This window comes from Sinorhizobium glycinis (assembly GCF_001651865.1).
GTDB lineage: Bacteria > Pseudomonadota > Alphaproteobacteria > Rhizobiales > Rhizobiaceae > Sinorhizobium > Sinorhizobium glycinis.
Window position 1 is genome coordinate 21,928 of record NZ_LPUX01000060.1, and the last position, 18,842, is coordinate 40,769.

The following is an 18,842-nucleotide window of genomic DNA, read 5'->3' on the forward strand; positions in this document are numbered from 1 at the left end:
ACAGGAGAGCCTGATGGCAGACGTGACGCTGAGCCGCACCGGCCAGGTTTCGCGAAAGACGAATGAAACGGCCGTGTCCGTCTCCGTCAATATCGACGGCACGGGCGTGTCGAAGATTGCGACCGGCGTCGGCTTCTTCGATCATATGCTCGACCAGCTCGCCCGCCATTCGCTGATCGACATGGAGATCAAGACGGAGGGCGACCTGCATGTCGACGATCACCACACCGTCGAGGATACCGGCATTGCCATCGGCCAGGCGATCGCCAGGGCGCTCGGCGATCGCCGCGGCATCACCCGCTACGCCTCGCTCGACCTCGCCATGGACGAGACGATGACGCGCGCCGCCGTCGATGTCTCCGGCCGGCCGTTTCTGGTCTGGAACGTGACCTTCACCTCGCCGAAGATCGGCACATTCGACACCGAGCTGGTGCGCGAATTCTTCCAGGCGCTCGCCCAGCACGCCGGCATCACGCTGCATGTGCAGAACATCTACGGCGCCAGCAACCATCATATCGCCGAGACCTGCTTCAAATCCGTCGCCCGCGTGCTTCGCACGGCAACCGAAATCGACCCGCGCCAGGCGGGACGCGTTCCCTCGACGAAGGGCACGCTCGCCTGAGCCGGCCAAGACTGCTGACGACCATGGCCTCCTATCTGATCATGACCCCGCCGGGTGCTGCGGCCGACGATGAAAGGGCGCGGTTCATCGCCGATGGTTTTTCCTGGGCCGCCTTCTTCTTCCCCGCCCTCTGGCTGATCGCCAAGCGCGCCTGGCTCCTTGGACTCTCCGTTGCCGTTCTGCAGATTCTGTTGATCCTTCTGACAGAAGCGCCGGGCGGATTCACGGCCGCGCTGATCATGCAGCTTGCCCTCAGCCTGCTGGTATCGCTCGAAGGGCCGCTTTTCATCGCCCGGAAGCTCGCGGCCGACGATTGGACGCTCCGCTCGATCATACCGGCGCGCAACATCGGAACGGCCGAGGAGATCTATTTCTCCAAGATCACCGCAACGGACCGACATCAAAGAGCAACTCCGTTGCAGTCGATCGAATGGTCCGGCACGGGACGACCGGAAAAGGCCGCTGGCCTCGGCTTCTTTGAATCCTATGGAGAGCGCTGATGCGGGTCGCCATCATTGACTACGGTTCGGGCAATCTGCGCTCGGCCACCAAAGCCTTCGAGCGGGCAGCCCGCGAAGCCGGCATCGACGCAGAAATAGACCTGACGGACAAGCCGGAACGGGTGGCCTCGGCCGACCGCGTCGTGCTGCCGGGCGTCGGCGCCTATGCCGACTGCCGCCGCGGCCTCGACGCCGTCGCCGGCATGGAAGAGGCGCTCGCGCAGGCCGTCGAGAAGGAAGGACGGCCCTTCCTCGGCATCTGCGTCGGCATGCAGCTCATGTCGTCGCGCGGGCTTGAGAAGACGAGCACCCAAGGCTTCGGCTGGATTCCCGGCGATGTCGTCGAGATGACGCCCGAGGACCCGTCGCTGAAGATCCCGCAGATCGGCTGGAACACGCTGCGGCTCAACCGAATGCACGCGCTCTTCGAGGGCATTCCGACCGGCGATTCCGGACTGCACGCCTATTTCGTGCATTCCTATCACCTCGCCGCCGAGAACCCGGAGCACGTCATCGCCGAGACCGAGTATGGCGGTTCGGTGACCGCCTTCGTCGCAAGCGGCAACAAGGCCGGCGCGCAGTTCCATCCGGAAAAGAGCCAGACGCTCGGTCTCGCCCTCATTTCGAATTTCCTGCGTTGGAAGCCTTGAGGCTTCGCGCCACCTGATCGGACGAACACATGATCCTTTTTCCCGCAATCGACCTCAAGGACGGCCAATGCGTGCGCCTGAAGCTCGGCGACATGGACCAGGCGACCGTCTACAATCCTGATCCGGCCGCCCAGGCCCGCGCCTTCGAGGAGCAGGGCTTCGAATGGCTGCATGTCGTCGACCTGAACGGTGCCTTTGCCGGCGAGACGGTGAACGGCGCGGCAGTCGACGCCATCCTCAAGGCGACCCGCAATCCGGTGCAGCTCGGCGGCGGCATCCGCACCCTCGAACACATCGAGAACTGGCTTTCGCGCGGGTTGAAGCGCGTCATCCTTGGCACCGTCGCGGTGCGCGACCCAGCGCTGGTGATCGAGGCCTGCCGCAAGTTCCCCGGCCGCGTGGCGGTCGGCATCGATGCCAAGGGCGGCAAGGTGGCGGTCGAGGGCTGGGCGGAAGCCTCCGAGCTTGGTGTGATCGAACTTGCGAAGAAGTTCGAGGGGGCCGGCGTTTCGGCGATCATCTATACCGACATCGACCGCGACGGCATCCTGACCGGCATCAACTGGGATTCGACCCTGGAACTCGCCAATGCGGTCACCATTCCGGTGATCGCCTCTGGCGGGCTTGCCTCGATGGACGATATCCGCCGCCTGACCGAGCCGGATGCGGCAAAGCTCGAAGGGGCGATCTCGGGCCGGGCGCTCTATGACGGGCGGATCGATCCGAAAGAGGCGCTGGACCTGATCCGCGCCGCGCGAAAGGGATGAACCGATGACCCTCAAGGCCCGTGTAATCCCCTGCCTCGACGTCAAGGACGGCCGCGTCGTCAAGGGTATCAATTTCGTCGATCTCATCGATGCCGGCGATCCGGTGGAGGCGGCGAAAGCCTATGACGCCGCCGGCGCCGACGAGCTTTGCTTCCTCGACATCACCGCCTCGTCGGACAACCGCGAGACGATCTTCGACGTCGTCGCCCGCACCGCCGAGCAGTGCTTCATGCCGCTCACCGTCGGGGGCGGCGTGCGCCAGGTCTCGGATATCCGCAAGCTGCTGCTTGCCGGCGCCGACAAGGTTTCGATCAACACCGCCGCCGTGAAGAACCCGGATTTCGTCGCCGAGGCCGCCGACAAGTTCGGCAATCAGTGCATCGTCGTCGCCATCGACGCGAAGAAGGTCTCGGGCGCGGGCGAGGCCGACCGCTGGGAGATCTTCACCCATGGCGGGCGCCAGCCGACCGGCATCGATGCGATCGAGTTCGCCAGGAAGGTGGTCGACCTCGGCGCCGGCGAAATCCTTCTGACCTCCATGGATCGCGACGGCACCAAGAGCGGCTACGACATCGCGCTGACGCGCGCCATCGCCGATGCGGTACGGGCGCCGGTCATCGCGTCGGGCGGCGTCGGAACGCTCGACCACATGGTAGAAGGCATCCGCGACGGCCATGCGACGGCGGTGCTTGCCGCCTCCATCTTCCACTTCGGCACCTACAGCATCGGCGAGGCGAAGCGCTATATGGCCGAGCGCGGCATCGCCATGCGGCTGGATTGAGACAGTAACGATGCAGGCGCGTTGCTACCCCCTCTGGCCTGCCGGCCATCTCCCCCACAAGGGGGGAGAAGGCAAGTGGCGGGCTTTGCTCCTCGCTCCAGACGTCCCGCTTGTCGAAACGTTCCGGATGATGCGATGGGCCGGCCGCACATATTCTCCCCCCTTGTGGGGGAGATGGCCGGCAGGCCAGAGGGGGTTCACCCGGATGCCGCATAAAACCCAAGGGAGCCAGACGTGACCGAGTTTACCCTTTCCGACCTCGAAAGGATCGTCGCCACCCGCGCCAAGGCGGCGCCGGAGGATTCCTGGACGGCGAAGCTGGTCAGTGCCGGCCAGCCGAAGGCGGCGAAGAAACTCGGCGAGGAGGCGGTCGAAACGGTGATCGCGGCGGTCGGCGGCGACCGGAAGAATCTGATCGATGAGAGCGCCGATCTCCTCTATCATCTTATGGTCGTATTGAATATCGCCGCCGTCCCGTTGCAGGATGTGATGAGCGAACTTTCCAGGCGGACGAGCCAATCCGGCCTGCAGGAGAAGGCAAACCGGCAGAATCCATGAGCATCGCCGCGAAAGACATCGAACCGGCCGAAATTCCGGGCAATCTTACGGGAGGCGAATTCTCGCCCTATCACGTCTTCTCCGCCGAGGAATGGTCGCGCTTTCGCGCCGATACGCCGTTGACGCTGACGGCCGAGGAGGTCAAGCGGCTGCGCTCGCTCAACGACCCGGTCGACCTCGGCGAAGTGCGCCGCATCTATCTGTCGTTGTCGCGGCTTCTTTCCGCCCATGTGGAAGCGTCGCAGATCCTCTTCCAGCAGCGCAAGCGGTTCCTCAGCATGTCGGACGAGACGAAGACCCCCTTCGTCATCGGCATCGCCGGCTCCGTCGCCGTCGGCAAGTCGACGACCGCCCGTATCCTCGCCGAACTCCTGGCACGCTGGCCCTCGAGCCCGAAGGTCGACCTCATCACGACCGACGGCTTTCTCTATCCGAATGCGATCCTGCAGCGCGAAAACATGATGGATCGCAAGGGTTTTCCGGAGAGCTACGATATCGGCGCGCTGCTGCGCTTCCTCTCGGCGATCAAGGCCGGCCGGCCGAACGTCAGGGCGCCGACCTATTCGCACCTGACCTATGACGTCATCCCCGACCAGTTCCAGGTCATCGACCGGCCGGACATCCTGATCTTCGAGGGGATCAACGTGCTGCAGTCGCGCGATCTGCCGGCCGACGGCAAGATCGTCCCGATGGTCTCGGACTTCTTCGACTTCTCGATCTATATCGACGCCGAGGAGAGCCTCATCCACAACTGGTATGTGAGCCGTTTCATGCGGCTCCGCGAAACCGCCTTCCAGAATCCGCAATCCTTCTTCCATCGCTACTCGACGATTAGCGAGGATGCGGCGCGGGCGATCGCCGAAGGGCTCTGGCACAACATCAACTTGAAAAACCTGCACCAGAACATTCTGCCGACGCGGCCCCGCGCCGATCTCATCCTGCAGAAGGGACCCAGCCACCTGACGCAGACGGTGGCGCTGAGGAAGCTTTGAAGGTTAGGGTTCTCTTTTGGAAAAGGCCCCTCCCCAACCCCTCCCCACAGGTGGGAGGGGCTCGCGATGACGCGCCCGCTCCTTCTTTTTTCAGCCATTCCGAAAGCTCAGACCGTTGGAACTGGCAACTGCGCCCGCCGCGGTCGCTGAAGCCCCTCCCACCTGTGGGGAGGCGTTGGGGAGGGGTCTTTTCGAAAGCCTCAAAGATTGACCCGCCGCAGCGTCAGGTTAAGCCGTCCGCCGTTCTTCAGGAGCGTCGAGGTGTTCGGATAGATCCGATCGACGCCGTGAAAGGCGAGCCGGCCCTCGCCGCCGAGGACGACGACGTCGCCGCTTTCGAGCCTGAACGACACCGTCTTTCCGCCGCGCGTCCGGCCGCCGACGCGGAAGAGGCAGCTATCGCCGAGCGAGATCGACACGACCGCCGTTTCCAGGTCGCGCTCGTCCCGGTCCTGGTGCAGGCCCATCCGGGCGTCGGCGGAATAGAAGTTGACGAGACACGCGTCGGGCTGCTTGTCGCTCGCCGAAACCGCCCGCCAGATGTGGATCAGGACATCGGGAATTGGCGGCCACGGCTTGCCGGTCCCCGGATGGTGCGTCTGATAGCGGTAGCCGCGCTCGCGATCGGTGACCCAGCCAAGCGACCCGCAATTGGTCATGCGCACCGACATCGGCTTGCCGGTCTTCGGCATTTCCGGAACGTAGAGCGGCGCCGCGGCGACAACGTCGCGGATGGATTCGACGAGCGCCTCCTGACGCGGGCGATCAAGATAGCCGGGAATATGCCTCACACCTTTCGGCAGCACCTGCATGGGCCCATTCCGTCATTCATATTCGATCACAAGGGATGTAGCGCTTGCAGAGGCCGCAGGCGACCCGAAAATCGCCTTGGCGGGAACGCGTAGACATGCAGCAGGCGGCTTGCCCCTCATCCGGCCTGCCGGCCACCTCGTAAACGGGGCGAAGGGGACAAGCAGCCTGCTCCGAGCGCCTCACCCGCTTGCCGCCTGCGGAAGGACAGCGCATTCGGCGTGAAATGGGAAGCGATGCCGCGCGGCAAGTCCCCTTCGCCCCGCGCGCGGGGAGAAGGTCGCGGCAGCGGGATGAGGGGCTTTGCTGGACTTCAGTCGCCCTCCGGCCGGCCGCGCAGCTTCTTGATCTCGCCGCGGCCGGATTTTTCCTTCAAACGCCGTTCGATCGAACCGCGCGTCGGCTTGGTCTTCTTGCGCGGCGGGGGCGGCGGTTCGGCCGCCTTGAGGATCAGTTCCTTGAGCCGCTCGCGGGCATCTTCGCGGTTGCGGTCCTGGCTGCGGAAACGGCTGGCCTCGATCATCAGCACGCCGTCCTTCGAGGCCCGGCGGCCGGCAAGCTTCAATGCATTGGACTTGACGCGATCGGATAGCGAGGGCGAGGCCTGGATGTTGAAGAAGAGCTGGACGGCCGTCGACACCTTGTTGACGTTCTGGCCGCCCGGACCGCCGGCCAAAACGAATTGCTCCGTCAGCTCCCAGCCGGCGATGACGATGGTTTCTTTGATGTACAGTGGTTCGCTTGCCATGTCCGCTCCTTGCCGGTCTATCGCACAGAGTCGCGCGGTTGAGAACGGCCCGGAGATAAAACGCGAAAACCCGGCCACGGGGACCGGGTTTCACGTGAATCATAGGCTGCAGTGTTATTCTGCAGCCAGTTTGGTGCCGGGAGCGGCATCGCGAACGCTGCCGTCGACATGGCTCTCGAACTTGGCGAAGTTGGCGATGAACATGTCGACCAGCCGCCGGGCCTGGCCGTCATAGGCAACTCCGTCCGCCCAGGTGGAACGCGGGTCGAGAATGCCGTCGTCGACGCCCGGCACGGAGACCGGCACCGCGAAGCCGAAATTCGCGTCGGTGCGGAAGGTGGCGCTGTTCAGCGAACCGTCGAGCGCCGCCGAAAGCAGCGCGCGGGTGACCTTGATCGGCATGCGGCTGCCGGTGCCGTAGGCGCCGCCGGTCCAGCCGGTGTTGACGAGCCAGCAGGTGACGCCGTTCCTGGCGATCAGGTCCTTGAGCAGGTTGCCGTATTCCGAGGGATGGCGCGGCATGAACGGAGCGCCGAAACAGGTCGAGAACGTCGCCTCCGGTTCCGTCACGCCCTTCTCCGTCCCGGCGACCTTGGCGGTGTAGCCGGACAGGAAGTGGTACATGGCCTGCTCTGGCGTCAGCTTGGCGATCGGCGGCAGGACGCCGAAGGCATCTGCCGTCAGCATGATGATGGTGCGCGGCTGCGGCGCTGTGCCGGTCGCGCTGGCATTCGGAATGAAGTCGAGCGGATAGGCGATCCGCGTGTTTTCCGTCAGCGAGCCGTTGTCGAAGTCGGGCAAGCGCCGCTCGTCGAGAACGACATTCTCCATGACGGTTCCGAAGCGCCGCGTCGTCGCGAAAATCTCCGGCTCGGCCGCTTCCGACAGGCGGATCGCCTTGGCGTAGCAACCGCCTTCGAAATTGAACACGCCCTTGTCGCCCCAGCCATGTTCGTCATCGCCGATCAGCGTGCGGTTCGGATCGGCCGATAGCGTCGTCTTGCCGGTGCCGGAGAGGCCGAAGAAGATCGCCGTGTCGCCGGCCGGGCCGACATTGGCCGAGCAGTGCATCGGCATGACGGCCTTCTTCGGCAGCAGGTAGTTGAGGACCGTGAAGACCGACTTCTTCATCTCGCCGGCATAGGAGGTGCCGCCGATCAGCACAAGGCCCCTCGTCAGATCGCAGGCGATGATCGTCTCGCTGCGGCAGCCGTGGCGCTCCGGGTTTGCCTTGAAACTCGGCAGGTCGATGATCGTCAGCTTCGGCAGGAAGGTCGCCAGCGCCTCGCGCGGCGGACGGATCAGCAGATTGCGGATGAACAGCGAATGCCAGGCGAATTGGGTGACGACGCGCGTCGGCAACGCATTCTCGGCATCGGCACCGCCGACAAGGTCCTGCACATAGAGCGACATGCCTTTGGCATGCGCCAGCATGTCCTGGCGCAGGAGCTCGAAGTTCTCCGGCGAGATGGCGCTGTTGTTGTCCCACCAGATCTGATCGGCGGTCGCCGCATCGCGCACGACATATTTGTCCTTGGGCGAGCGGCCGGTGTGTTGGCCGGTGCGCGCGCAAAGCGCGCCATGGGCCGTCAATTGCGCCTCGCCACGGCGAACGGCTTCCTCGTAAAGCTCCGCTGCCTCGAAATTGTAGCGAACGACCGAGAGGTCAGAAAAACCGATCGTTTCCAATCCGTTCGAGGGGTTGCGGGTGCCGAGTTGCTCCATGGTCAAGCTTCCTTCGTCTCTGGCCAATGGCGTTGAATATCTTCGGAACATACCGGCAAGGTTAGGCGAAGACAAGAGAGCTAAATCTAAAACACTAATGATTTCAGTATATTAATCGATTTAAAGAAAAATATGCATTTTTTAATCGGTTGAATCGCGACTTGCAAACACTCACTTGCGACCAACCTTGCGAGCCGGGTTGCCAAGCGCTTTTTGCGCTTCGCCACAATTTGTTCCACCTTTATACTCAAGTAACGCAGCCGTGACTCGCGGTTGCCGCCGTTTTGAAGAGCGGATTCCCGGCGCCGGACCCAAGAAGACGGAGTTGAAAAACGATGCAGACCATCGCGCTTGTCGATGACGACCGCAATATCCTGACGTCGGTATCCATTGCGCTGGAAGCCGAGGGATACAAGGTCGAAACCTATACCGATGGCGCTTCCGCGCTCGAGGGCCTGCTGGCACGCCCGCCGCACCTGGCGATCTTCGACATCAAGATGCCGCGCATGGACGGCATGGAACTCCTGCGGCGGCTCCGGCAGAAGTCCGACCTTCCGGTGATCTTCCTGACTTCCAAGGACGAGGAGATCGACGAGCTCTTCGGCCTCAAGATGGGTGCGGACGATTTCATCACCAAGCCGTTCTCGCAGCGGCTGCTGGTCGAGCGCGTCAAGGCGATTTTGCGCCGCGCGCCCGCCCGCGATGCCACCGCGGTCGGGGCCGTTGGCCTCGCCAAGAGCGCCGACGCGCCGTCCCGCTCGCTGGAGCGCGGACAGCTGGTCATGGACCAGGAGCGCCACACCTGCACCTGGAAGAGCGAACCGGTCACCCTCACCGTCACCGAGTTTCTCATCCTGCATTCGCTGGCGCAGCGTCCCGGCGTCGTGAAGAGCCGCGACGCGCTGATGGATGCCGCCTATGACGAACAGGTCTATGTCGACGACCGGACGATCGACAGCCACATCAAGCGGCTCCGCAAGAAGTTCAAGATGGTCGACGGCGACTTCGACATGATCGAAACGCTCTATGGCGTCGGCTATCGCTTCCGCGAGTCCGCCTGAGACGGTGCTACTGCATGTTTCCTTGAATCGTAGCCGATTTAAGGGTGAAAACATGCAGCAATTCAAAGTGCTACAGCGACCTTTGTGCGTCTGATAAGACGCACGGCGCTGTAGCGGGGCTTGCCTTCGCGCCGTTTGTGGATCATTGAGAACCGGCGCGGCGACCGAACGAAATCGCGGCACGCGACTGGCCACCTCGAGCGGTTCGGATCGTAGATGCGATCGTTTCCGCCAGATAAAGCGGGCTTCGGCGAGGGCGCCGCAATACGCTTGCACCTCAAGCCGTAACCTCGGTGCTCCGATCGCGCAAACGGCGGCCGGCGGCGCCGAGGAAGATCTTGGACGCAAGAGCGGCGGCCGGCCCGAGCCGGTCGCGCAAACGAAACGGGCGGCGAAATTTCGCCGTGGGAGCGGAAGACTTGGTAGAAGTCTTGCAGGGCGAGATCGAAGATTCTGACGGGCGGTCGTCAGCGCTGCGTGGGAAGCGCCGATGGGCGCATCCGTTTACGCTGATCCGCCGGCTGTTCGGCAATGCCGTCTTCTCCAGCCTGACGCGCCGCATCGTCTTCTTCAACCTCGTCGCGCTCGTCGTCCTGGTCGGCGGGATCATGTATTTGAACCAGTTCCGCGAAGGCCTCATCGATGCCCGCGTGGAAAGTCTGCTGACGCAGGGCGAGATCATCGCCGGCGCCATCTCCGCTTCGGCGTCGGTCGACACCAACTCGATCACCATCGACCCGCAAAAACTGCTCGAACTGCAGGCGGGCGAGAGCATAACCCCGCTGCCGAGCGACGAGGATCTGGAATTCCCGATCATCCAGGAGCGGGTCGCCCCGGTCCTCAGACGGCTGATCTCGCCGACGCGCACGCGCGCACGCCTGTTCGACGCCGATGCCGACCTCCTGCTCGATTCGCGCCACCTCTATAGCGGGGGCCAGGTGCTTCGTTTCGACCTTCCGCCGGTCGATCCGGAGACATCGAGCGTTTCCGAGAAGATCAGCGTCTGGTTCAACCGGCTGCTGCAGCCGGGCGACCTGCCGCTCTACAAGGAGCCGCCGGGCGGCAACGGCTCGATCTATCCGGAGGTGATGAACGCATTGACCGGCGTGCGCGGCGCCGTCGTGCGCGTCACCGAGAAGGGCGAGCTGATCGTGTCCGTGGCGGTGCCGGTGCAGCGCTTCCGCGCCGTGCTCGGCGTGCTGCTGCTCTCCACCCAGGCGGGCGACATCGACAAGATCGTCCATGCCGAGCGCCTGGCGATCATCCGCGTCTTCGGCGTGGCGGCGCTCGTCAACGTCATTCTCTCGCTGCTCCTGTCGTCGACGATCGCCAATCCCTTGCGGCGGCTGTCGGCCGCCGCCATCCGCGTACGTCGCGGCGGTGCCAAGGAGCGCGAGGAAATCCCGGACTTCTCGTCCCGCCAGGACGAAATCGGCAACCTCTCGGTGGCGCTCCGGGAAATGACGACAGCGCTCTACGACCGCATCGCAGCGATCGAGAACTTCGCTGCCGATGTCAGCCACGAGCTCAAGAATCCGCTCACCTCGCTCAGGAGCGCTGTCGAAACCCTGCCGCTGGCGCGCACGGAGGACTCGAAGAAGCGGCTCCTCGACATCATCCAGCACGACGTCCGGCGCCTCGACCGGTTGATCAGCGATATTTCGGACGCCTCGCGGCTCGATGCCGAACTGGCGCGCAGCGACGCGAAGAAAATCGACCTGGAGAAGCTGCTCGGCGACCTCGTCGACATTTCCCGGCAGATCCGCGGCAAGAAGAAGCCCGTGCTGCTCGATTTCGTCGTCGATCGCAAGGACAATCCGAAGGCGAACTTCATCGTCAGCGGCTACGAGCTCCGCATCGGCCAGATCATCACCAACCTCATCGAGAACGCCCGCTCCTTCGTGCCGGAACCGAACGGCCGCATCATCCTGCGCCTGACCCGTTCGCGGACGCGCTGCCTCGTCTATGTCGAGGACAACGGTCCTGGCATCCGGGCGGAAGACATCGACCGGATCTTCGAGCGCTTCTACACGGACCGGCCGGAGGGCGAGGATTTCGGCCAGAATTCCGGCCTCGGCCTGTCGATCTCGCGCCAGATCGCCGAAGCGCATGGAGGGACGCTGAAGGCGGAAAACATTGTCGGCAAGGGCGGCGAGGTGACCGGCGCACGCTTCATCCTCTCCCTTCCCGCCGAGCCGCACGCGTGACCACACCGCTCTGTAACATCCACGGCACCGCCATGGTCCTCGGCACGACCGGCTTCCTCGTCACCGGCCCTTCCGGATCCGGAAAGTCTGCCCTGGCGCTCGCCTGCATTTCCGAGATACGGCGCCGCGGCCGCTTCGCGGCGCTCATTGCCGACGACCGGGTGGACTTGACGCTCGCGAACGGCCGGATCGTGGCTCGCTGCCCCCCGGCCATTCGCGGCCTGATCGAGATCCGCGGCAGCGGCATAGTGGAGGTCGAAACCCTCTCCGCCTGCGTCCTCGACTGGGCGATCCTGCCGGTGCGCGCGCCCTTCGATCCGCGCCTCGCCCCGGAGCAGGAGGAATTGCATCTTGAGGTTGGGAGAAGCCTGCCGATGCTGCGCCTTCCCGTTGAAACTCTGCTGTCGCCGGTCGATGCGCTGGCGGCGCTGCTGCCCGGAAAACCAGGCCTTTAGCCTTATTGGCAGGCAAGGCGACTGCTTTTTCGGCATTTTTGGCTTGCACTTCGGCTGTTCCTTGCCAAGATGGCCGCCCCAACAGGTGGACGAAATTGCTGCATTGCGATATCTGACCATCGACGAGTTGCACTGCAGTTGGAGCAAAGATACCCATGATCGGACTTGTGCTTGTCACCCATGGCAAGCTGGCGGATGAGTTTCGGCTTGCCCTGGAGCATGTCGTCGGTCCGCAGAAAGCTATCGAGACGGTGTGCATCGGCCCCGAGGACGACATGGACCAGCGGCGACAGGATATCCTCGACGCCGTCGAAAGTGCCGACGAGGGCAACGGCGTCATCATCCTGACCGACATGTTCGGCGGCACCCCCTCCAATCTCGCCATCTCCGTCATGCGCAGCGGCATCGTCGAAGTGATCGCCGGCGTCAACCTGCCGATGCTGATCAAGCTCGCCGGCGTCCGGGGCGAAAGCGACATGGACAAGGCCCTCATCGAGGCTTCCGAGGCGGGCCGCAAATACATCAATGTCGCCAGCCGGGTCCTGAGTGGAAAATGATGGACCATCTGCCCGACACGGCGCTGACGCGAGAGCTGCTCATCATTAACAAGCGCGGCCTGCATGCGCGGGCCTCGGCGAAATTCGTGCAGACGGTCGAGGCCTACGACGCCGAGATCACCGTTTCGAAAGACGGGATGACCGTCGGCGGAACATCCATCATGGGACTGATGATGCTGGCGGCCAGCACCGGCTGCACGGTCTTCGTGACCGCCAGCGGCAACCAGGCCGAAGAGGCCTTGAACGCCCTCGACGCGCTGGTGCGCGACAAGTTCGGCGAGGAGATGTGAGCGACGTGCATGGCCTCCGACTTCTGCATCGGAGGCTTGCCCCTGACCCTAGCCTCTCCCCGCAAGCGGGGAGAGGGGACTTAAGAGGGCGCCGCGAGTCCCTTCGCCCCGCTTGCGGGGAGAAGGTGGCGGCAGCCGGATGAGGGGCCGCCCGGCAGAACCTAATCGCGACATAAACATATAAAGACCTCTTTATATGGCGGTTGCCCTTCCCTCCGATTCCTGATAGACCGGGCACACTCTCCCCGTGAGCTTGAAGCGCGGGAGGCATTGTTACGCCGCCGGACAAGACGCCGCGCGCGCCCCAAGGAACCACCCTGGAGAACTCCATGACCGCAACTCAGGACTATTTTGTCGCCGACATCGGGCTTGCCGATTTCGGGCGCAAGGAAATCGCCATCGCCGAAACGGAAATGCCGGGCCTGATGGCCTGCCGCGAGGAGTTCGGCGCATCGAAGCCCCTGAAGGGCGCGCGCATTACCGGCTCGCTGCACATGACCATCCAGACGGCCGTCCTGATCGAGACGCTGGTTGCGCTCGGCGCGGAAGTCCGCTGGGCATCCTGCAACATCTTCTCCACGCAGGACCATGCCGCAGCGGCGATTGCTGCAAGCGGCATCCCGGTGTTCGCCGTCAAGGGCGAGACCCTCGAGGAATACTGGGCCTATACGGACAAGATCTTCCAGTGGGCCGATGGCGGCTTCTCAAACATGATCCTCGATGATGGCGGCGATGCCACCATGTACATCCTGCTCGGCGCCCGCGCCGAAGCCGGCGAGAACGTGCTTTCGAATCCCGGTTCGGAAGAGGAAGAAATCCTCTTCGCCCAGATCAAGAAGCGGCTTGCCGCCTCGCCGGGCTGGTTCACCAAGCAGCGCGACGCCATCAAGGGCGTGACGGAAGAGACGACCACCGGCGTCAACCGCCTCTACCAGCTCCAGGCCAAGGGCCTGCTGCCCTTCCCGGCGATCAACGTCAACGACAGCGTCACCAAGTCGAAGTTCGACAACAAGTACGGCTGCAAGGAGTCGCTCGTCGACGGCATCCGCCGCGGTACCGACGTGATGATGGCGGGCAAGGTCGCCGTGGTCTGCGGCTATGGCGATGTCGGCAAGGGCTCGGCCGCCTCGCTGCAGGGCGCCGGCGCCCGCGTCAAGGTCACCGAGATCGACCCGATCTGCGCGCTGCAGGCCGCCATGGACGGCTACGAGGTGGTTCAGCTCGATGACGTCGTCTCGACCGCCGACATCTTCATCACCACCACCGGCAACAAGGACGTCATCCGCATCGAGCATATGCGCGAGATGAAGGACATGGCGATCGTCGGCAACATCGGCCACTTCGACAATGAAATCCAGGTTTCGGCGCTTCGGAACCTCAAGTGGACCAACGTCAAGCCGCAGGTCGACCTGATCGAATTCCCGAAGGGCAACCGGCTGATCCTGCTTTCGGAGGGCCGCCTCCTGAACCTCGGCAACGCCACCGGGCACCCGTCCTTCGTCATGTCGGCCTCGTTCTCCAACCAGGTTCTGGCGCAGATCGAGCTCTTCACCAAGGGCGGGAACTACAAGAACGAGGTCTACATTCTGCCGAAGCAGCTCGACGAGAAGGTCGCCCGCCTGCATCTCGCCAAGCTCGGCGCCAAGCTGACCGAGCTTTCGGAAGAGCAGGCCGGCTATATCGGCGTGAAGCCGCAGGGTCCGTTCAAGGCCGAACACTACCGGTACTAATCCTTACCCAGGCAATCCACAACATCTTGTGGCCGCGATCTTGACAAGAGATCGCGGCCGCTTTTTTGGGCCGCGCACTTTCCGGCGAATCTTCAAAGAAGTATTGTTTAAGTCATTGATTCGTGACGCTGGTGCGGATTTTCAGTCGAGGGACTGGAGAGCGGCATGTGCGGGGCCCACAGCGCTGTGCGTCTTCCCAGACGCACAAAAAGTCGCTGTAGCACTTTGGATGCTGTAGCGTTACGAGCGGGGATGTCTTGTCGGAAGCGGCAAACAGACGGAGACAGACCGGGGATGCAATCGGAACGGACGCAAACCCTTCTCGAGGGTTTCGGGCATGGCGACGCGAGGTCGACGGCACCTTGCGGGTTAACGGGGACGGCGCCATGAGAAGAGAACAATCAAGCTTTTTCTGCGACGGTCGCAAGGCTTCCCGCCTGATGCGACGGCTGCTCGCCGGCACGACGTTTCTGGCGGCAAGCGATGCGGCGGCCCAGGCCTCCGCTCCGGTCGCCAGATCGATTTTCGGCACCTCCGAAGTCGTGACCTTCTCCGTCCTGATCGGCGTGATCTCCGCCGCCATGCTTTCGGCGATCTGGCTCATCCGCCAGCGCGGCAATATCGAAGCGGACAATCGTGCGCTTCGTTCCGACCTTTCCGACGCCAACCAGCGGATCTCCCGCTTTCAGGCACTCATTGCCGACAAGAACCGGCGTATCGTCGTCTGGGACGGCTTGGCAGAGCGGCCGGAATTCCTCGGGCAGCTTCCAGTCGAGACCGGCGCGCCGCAGGACGACCGGGATTTTCTTGCCTTCGGGCGCTGGATCAAGCCGCAATCGGCAAGCCAGCTCGAGAAGGCGATCGAAGCCTTGCGCGCCCAGGCGCAAAGTTTCGACCTGGTGCTCGAAACGCAGCGCAACGAGGTTCTGGAGGCGCAGGGCCGCGTCTCCGGCGGGCGGGCCTTCGTGCGCTTCATCGCCCTCAACAATCTCAGGGCGGAGCTGGCCGGGCTGAAGCTCGAGCGCGACCAGCTGCATGCCTCGCTCTCGACATTCCGCACGCTTCTCGACGCGATCGACCTTCCGGTCTGGCAGCGCGGCGCCGACGGCAGGCTGGAATGGGTCAACGAGGCCTATGCAGAGGCGGTCGATGCCCGTAGTCCGGCGGCGGCCGCCACCGAGGGACGCGAACTGCTGGTGACCGCGGCGCGGGAAAAGATCCGCGCCGTCTCGACCTTCGAGACGCCCTACCGCGACAAGGTTTCGACCGTCGTCAAAGGCAACCGGACCTTCTTCGACGTCGTCGACGCCCGCACCCCGGGCGGATCGGCGGGGATCGCCATTGACGTTTCCGGCACCGAAGCGGTGCGCGAGGAACTGGCGCGCACCTTGAAGAGCCACGCCGAAACGCTCGACCACCTGGCAACGCCCGTGGCGATCTTCGACGGCAATCAGCGCCTGCAGTTCTACAACCAGGCTTTCCAGCGTCTCTGGGAACTGGACATGGGATTCCTGGAGCGCAAGCCGGACAATGGCGAGGTGCTCGACCGGCTGCGGGCCGGCAACAAACTGCCGGAACAGCTGAACTGGAAGCAATGGAAGGCAAACGCGCTATCGGTCTACCAGGCGCTCGACACGCAGTCCGACCTCTGGCACCTGCCGAACGGGCAGACGCTGCGCGTCTTCGCGACCGCGCGGCCCCAGGGCGGCGCGACCTGGGTCTTCGAGAATCTGACGGAGAAGGTCGATCTCGAAACCCGCTACAACACGCTCGTCCAGGTTCAGGGCGAAACGATCGACCATCTTGCCGAAGGCGTGGCGGTGTTCGGACCTGACGGCCGGATCCGGCTGTCCAATCCGGCCTTCCGGGCGATCTGGGGCATCAGCGAGGCGGAGGCCAAGCCCGGCACCCATATCCGTGCCGTCGAGCAGGCATGCCTTCCCTCCTACGACCAGCCGGACGGTTGGAAGCGCTTTGCCCATATCATCACCAGCTTCGACGACGAGCGACCGTCGAGCCGCGGCATCCTGGAGCTGCGCACCGGGCTGATCCTCGACTATGCCGTCATTCCGCTGCCCAACGCCCAGACGATGCTGACCTTCGTCAACATCACCGACAGCGTCAGGGTCGAGCGGGCGCTGACAGAAAAGAACGAAGCCTTGCGCAAAGCGGATGCGCTGAAAAACGATTTCGTCCATCACGTCTCCTACGAGCTGCGCTCGCCGCTGACGAACATCATCGGCTTCGCCGATCTCTTGAAGACGCCGGCCTTCGGGGATCTCAACGAGCGCCAGGCGGAATATGTCGACCACATCGCCACCTCGTCGTCGCTGCTGCTGACGATCGTCAACGACATCCTCGACCTTGCGACGGTGGATGCCGGCATCGTCGAGCTCGACATGTCCGAGGTGAACCTCATCGACCTGCTCGACGACGTGGCGCAGCAGATGGCCGACAGGCTGGCCGAAAGCGGGGTCTCGCTCAGGATCGACGCCCCAGACAATCTCGGACGCATCACCGCGGACCAGCAGCGGCTGAAACAGGTCTTCATCAAGCTCCTGACCAATGCCGCCAATTTCGCGCCGGACGGCAGCGCGATCGACCTCAAGTGCCGGCGCGACGGCGGCGATTTCCTCTTCACGGTCACCGATACCGGACCGGGGATCCCGCAGGATGTGCTGAACACCGTGTTCAACCGCTTCGAGAGCTACGGCCAGCGCGGCGGTGCCGGCCTCGGACTGTCGATCGTCGAAAGCTTCGTCAGCCTGCATCATGGCACCGTCTCGATCCGCAGCAAGGAAGGCGAAGGCACGGAAGTCGCCTGCCGCATCCCTTCCGCCGAGGTGCCGAAGATCATCGCGGCGGAATAGATGAAGTCTCTCGAACGCCTGCTGAAAGACGAGGCCGCCACGATCGAACTCGGCGAAGACCTGGCGCTCGCCTTGAAAATCGGCGACTGCGTCGGGCTTTCGGGCGATCTCGGAGCGGGCAAGTCGACCTTCGCGCGCGCGTTCCTCCGGGCGATGGCCGACGACGAAGGGCTCGAGGTGCCGAGCCCTACCTTCACCCTGGTGCAGAGCTACGAGCTTCGGATCCCCGTCGCCCATTTCGATCTCTACCGTCTCGCCGACGCTTCCGAGCTCGACGAACTCGGTTTCGCCGAGGCCCTCTCGGAAGGCATCTGCCTTGTCGAATGGCCGGAGAAGGCCGAGGGGGCGCTGCCAGCGGACCGGATCACCCTCTCCTTCACGCATGAGGGCGAAGGGCGTCGCGTCCGCATCACGGCTCCGGACGCGGCCTTTGAACGGATTGCCCGCTCTCTCGCCATCCGGACCTTCCTGGCCGACGCCGGACATCCGCGCGCCCGCCGCCGGCACCTGAGCGGCGATGCCTCGGTGCGGGCCTACGAGCGCATTCATATTGCGGGTGGTGAGCCGGCGAAGATACTGATGGATGCGGCGAAGCACAAGCCCGGTCCCATCCTCCAGGACGGCAAGTACTACCAGCAGCTCGCCCATCTTGCCGAGGATGTGATCCCCTTCGTCGCGATTTCCGAACTGTTGCGCAAACGCGGCTTTTCGGCGCCGGCGATCTACGCACGCGACCTCGACAAGGGACTGCTGCTGATCGAGGATCTGGGTTCGGAGGGTATTGTCGACGCCGACGGCATGCCTGTCGCAGAGCGGTACATGGAGAGCGCCCGGTTGCTTGCCCGACTCCATGCCGGGCCGGCCAAGCGCGGCATCGCGGTCGCCGACGGCATCGTCCACCACGTTCCCGATTTCGACCGCACGGCGATGAAGATCGAAACGAGCCTCCTGATCGACTGGTACCTGCCGTGGAAACGCGGGCTGCCTGCCTCCGAGGCGGAGCGGAAAGATTACTTCGCGATCTGGGACCGGTTGATCGATAGTCTCGGCTCGGCCGAAAAGAACCTGCTGCTTCGCGATTTCCACTCGCCCAACATCCTGTGGCGGCCCGATCGCACCGGGCTCGACCGGATCGGCATCATCGATTTCCAGGACGCGATGATCGGGCCGACGGCTTACGACGTCGCTTCGCTGGTGCAGGATGCGCGCGTGAGCGTCGATCCCGAACTGGCCGAGCGGCTGCTCAGCGCCTATGTCGCCGAACGCAAGCTGCTGGGCATCTTCGACGAAACCGCCTTCCTGCGCGACTGGCACATCATGGCGGCGCAACGCAATTGCAAGCTCGCCGGCATCTGGGTGCGGCTGAAAGAGCGCGACGGCAAGCCCGGCTACATGAAGCACATGCCGCGCACCTTCGCCTATCTGCAGCATGCGCTGACGCATGAAGTGCTGACACCCTTGCGCGAATGGTGCATTAAGGCTGGAATCCTGGCTAGCGAATCAGCCAACTGACGGGAAA

At 63.8% G+C, this 18,842-nt stretch carries 18 protein-coding genes; 15 read left to right on the forward strand and 3 right to left on the reverse strand.

The genetic code is table 11. The features are described 5' to 3' along the window. The first annotated feature begins 13 nt into the window (after positions 1 to 13). From hisB to coaA, 7 genes are all read left to right on the forward strand, one after another. Complete coding sequence (gene hisB, locus AU381_RS13705; RefSeq protein WP_064242307.1) at positions 14 to 622, forward strand: imidazoleglycerol-phosphate dehydratase HisB; 609 nt, start codon at positions 14 to 16, stop codon at positions 620 to 622. Positions 623 to 645: 23 nt separating this feature from the next. Next, the gene (locus AU381_RS13710; protein WP_064242308.1) at positions 646 to 1,122 is read left to right on the forward strand and encodes a DUF2628 domain-containing protein; all 477 of its coding nucleotides are present in this window, start codon (positions 646 to 648) and stop codon (positions 1,120 to 1,122) included. Further along, positions 1,122 to 1,772 (forward strand): imidazole glycerol phosphate synthase subunit HisH, encoded by a 651-nt coding sequence (hisH, locus tag AU381_RS13715; RefSeq protein WP_064242309.1) that lies wholly within the window; start codon positions 1,122 to 1,124, stop codon positions 1,770 to 1,772. Before AU381_RS13710 ends, hisH begins: the two co-directional genes overlap by 1 nt. Before the next feature lie 29 nt (positions 1,773 to 1,801). Next, entirely contained in the window at positions 1,802 to 2,539 is a 738-nt protein-coding gene (gene hisA, locus AU381_RS13720) for a 1-(5-phosphoribosyl)-5-[(5-phosphoribosylamino)methylideneamino]imidazole-4-carboxamide isomerase (protein ID WP_064242310.1), read from the forward strand. A 4-nt stretch (positions 2,540 to 2,543) separates the two neighbouring features. Continuing rightward, on the forward strand, positions 2,544 to 3,320 hold the full coding sequence (gene hisF / locus AU381_RS13725) for an imidazole glycerol phosphate synthase subunit HisF (RefSeq protein ID WP_064242311.1): 777 nt from the start codon (positions 2,544 to 2,546) through the stop codon (positions 3,318 to 3,320). A 234-nt stretch (positions 3,321 to 3,554) separates the two neighbouring features. Next, positions 3,555 to 3,878, forward strand: coding sequence for a phosphoribosyl-ATP diphosphatase (locus AU381_RS13730; RefSeq protein ID WP_064242312.1), 324 nt, complete (start codon positions 3,555 to 3,557; stop codon positions 3,876 to 3,878). Beyond that, a complete protein-coding gene (gene coaA, locus AU381_RS13735; RefSeq protein WP_064242313.1) occupies positions 3,875 to 4,870 on the forward strand; it encodes a type I pantothenate kinase in 996 nt (331 codons plus the stop codon). The genes AU381_RS13730 and coaA overlap by 4 nt, the downstream gene beginning before the upstream one ends. A 200-nt stretch (positions 4,871 to 5,070) precedes the next feature. Here the strand turns inward: coaA and AU381_RS13740 are convergent, their stop codons facing one another. The 3 genes from AU381_RS13740 to AU381_RS13750 all read right to left on the reverse strand — a co-directional run bounded on the left by AU381_RS13740 (position 5,071) and on the right by AU381_RS13750 (position 8,153). Next, positions 5,071 to 5,682 carry an alpha-ketoglutarate-dependent dioxygenase AlkB gene (locus tag AU381_RS13740; RefSeq protein WP_064242314.1) on the reverse strand — a complete coding sequence of 204 codons (612 nt, stop codon included), beginning with the start codon at positions 5,680 to 5,682 and terminating at the stop codon, positions 5,071 to 5,073. 311 nt (positions 5,683 to 5,993) lie between these two features. After that, positions 5,994 to 6,428: an alternative ribosome rescue aminoacyl-tRNA hydrolase ArfB gene (arfB, locus tag AU381_RS13745; protein WP_064242315.1), complete on the reverse strand. Its 435-nt coding sequence runs from the start codon at positions 6,426 to 6,428 to the stop codon at positions 5,994 to 5,996. Positions 6,429 to 6,542: 114 nt separating this feature from the next. After that, positions 6,543 to 8,153: a phosphoenolpyruvate carboxykinase gene (locus AU381_RS13750; RefSeq protein WP_064242316.1), complete on the reverse strand. Its 1,611-nt coding sequence runs from the start codon at positions 8,151 to 8,153 to the stop codon at positions 6,543 to 6,545. 335 nt (positions 8,154 to 8,488) lie between these two features. Here AU381_RS13750 and AU381_RS13755 point away from each other — a divergent pair, with 335 nt between their 5' ends. The 8 genes from AU381_RS13755 (at position 8,489) to tsaE (ending at position 18,835) form a co-directional block, all read left to right on the forward strand. Continuing rightward, entirely contained in the window at positions 8,489 to 9,214 is a 726-nt protein-coding gene (locus AU381_RS13755) for a response regulator transcription factor (protein ID WP_064242317.1), read from the forward strand. Positions 9,215 to 9,633: 419 nt separating this feature from the next. Further along, positions 9,634 to 11,421, forward strand: coding sequence for a sensor histidine kinase (locus tag AU381_RS13760; RefSeq protein WP_064242318.1), 1,788 nt, complete (start codon positions 9,634 to 9,636; stop codon positions 11,419 to 11,421). Continuing rightward, positions 11,418 to 11,876: an HPr kinase/phosphorylase gene (locus AU381_RS13765; protein ID WP_082909982.1), complete on the forward strand. Its 459-nt coding sequence runs from the start codon at positions 11,418 to 11,420 to the stop codon at positions 11,874 to 11,876. The genes AU381_RS13760 and AU381_RS13765 overlap by 4 nt, the downstream gene beginning before the upstream one ends. Before the next feature lie 155 nt (positions 11,877 to 12,031). Continuing rightward, positions 12,032 to 12,433: a PTS sugar transporter subunit IIA gene (locus AU381_RS13770; RefSeq protein ID WP_064242320.1), complete on the forward strand. Its 402-nt coding sequence runs from the start codon at positions 12,032 to 12,034 to the stop codon at positions 12,431 to 12,433. Next, positions 12,430 to 12,723: an HPr family phosphocarrier protein gene (locus tag AU381_RS13775; RefSeq protein WP_064242321.1), complete on the forward strand. Its 294-nt coding sequence runs from the start codon at positions 12,430 to 12,432 to the stop codon at positions 12,721 to 12,723. The genes AU381_RS13770 and AU381_RS13775 overlap by 4 nt, the downstream gene beginning before the upstream one ends. 329 nt (positions 12,724 to 13,052) lie before the next feature. Further along, the gene (gene ahcY, locus AU381_RS13780) at positions 13,053 to 14,453 is read left to right on the forward strand and encodes an adenosylhomocysteinase (RefSeq protein WP_064242322.1); all 1,401 of its coding nucleotides are present in this window, start codon (positions 13,053 to 13,055) and stop codon (positions 14,451 to 14,453) included. Between the two features lie 386 nt (positions 14,454 to 14,839). Further along, positions 14,840 to 17,323: a PAS domain-containing sensor histidine kinase gene (locus AU381_RS13785; RefSeq protein ID WP_064242323.1), complete on the forward strand. Its 2,484-nt coding sequence runs from the start codon at positions 14,840 to 14,842 to the stop codon at positions 17,321 to 17,323. Continuing rightward, complete coding sequence (gene tsaE, locus AU381_RS13790; RefSeq protein ID WP_064242324.1) at positions 17,324 to 18,835, forward strand: tRNA (adenosine(37)-N6)-threonylcarbamoyltransferase complex ATPase subunit type 1 TsaE; 1,512 nt, start codon at positions 17,324 to 17,326, stop codon at positions 18,833 to 18,835. Positions 18,836 to 18,842 lie beyond the last annotated feature (7 nt).

Coding starts and splice junctions, on each gene's coding strand:
- hisB (WP_064242307.1), top strand. CDS start 14: ATGGCAGACGTGACGCTGAGCCGCACCGGCCAGGTTTCGCGAAAGACG.
- AU381_RS13710 (WP_064242308.1), top strand. CDS start 646: ATGGCCTCCTATCTGATCATGACCCCGCCGGGTGCTGCGGCCGACGAT.
- hisH (WP_064242309.1), top strand. CDS start 1,122: ATGCGGGTCGCCATCATTGACTACGGTTCGGGCAATCTGCGCTCGGCC.
- hisA (WP_064242310.1), top strand. CDS start 1,802: ATGATCCTTTTTCCCGCAATCGACCTCAAGGACGGCCAATGCGTGCGC.
- hisF (WP_064242311.1), top strand. CDS start 2,544: ATGACCCTCAAGGCCCGTGTAATCCCCTGCCTCGACGTCAAGGACGGC.
- coaA (WP_064242313.1), top strand. CDS start 3,875: ATGAGCATCGCCGCGAAAGACATCGAACCGGCCGAAATTCCGGGCAAT.
- AU381_RS13740 (WP_064242314.1), bottom strand. CDS start 5,682: ATGCAGGTGCTGCCGAAAGGTGTGAGGCATATTCCCGGCTATCTTGAT.
- arfB (WP_064242315.1), bottom strand. CDS start 6,428: ATGGCAAGCGAACCACTGTACATCAAAGAAACCATCGTCATCGCCGGC.
- AU381_RS13750 (WP_064242316.1), bottom strand. CDS start 8,153: ATGGAGCAACTCGGCACCCGCAACCCCTCGAACGGATTGGAAACGATC.
- AU381_RS13755 (WP_064242317.1), top strand. CDS start 8,489: ATGCAGACCATCGCGCTTGTCGATGACGACCGCAATATCCTGACGTCG.
- AU381_RS13770 (WP_064242320.1), top strand. CDS start 12,032: ATGATCGGACTTGTGCTTGTCACCCATGGCAAGCTGGCGGATGAGTTT.
- AU381_RS13775 (WP_064242321.1), top strand. CDS start 12,430: ATGATGGACCATCTGCCCGACACGGCGCTGACGCGAGAGCTGCTCATC.
- ahcY (WP_064242322.1), top strand. CDS start 13,053: ATGACCGCAACTCAGGACTATTTTGTCGCCGACATCGGGCTTGCCGAT.
- AU381_RS13785 (WP_064242323.1), top strand. CDS start 14,840: ATGAGAAGAGAACAATCAAGCTTTTTCTGCGACGGTCGCAAGGCTTCC.
- tsaE (WP_064242324.1), top strand. CDS start 17,324: ATGAAGTCTCTCGAACGCCTGCTGAAAGACGAGGCCGCCACGATCGAA.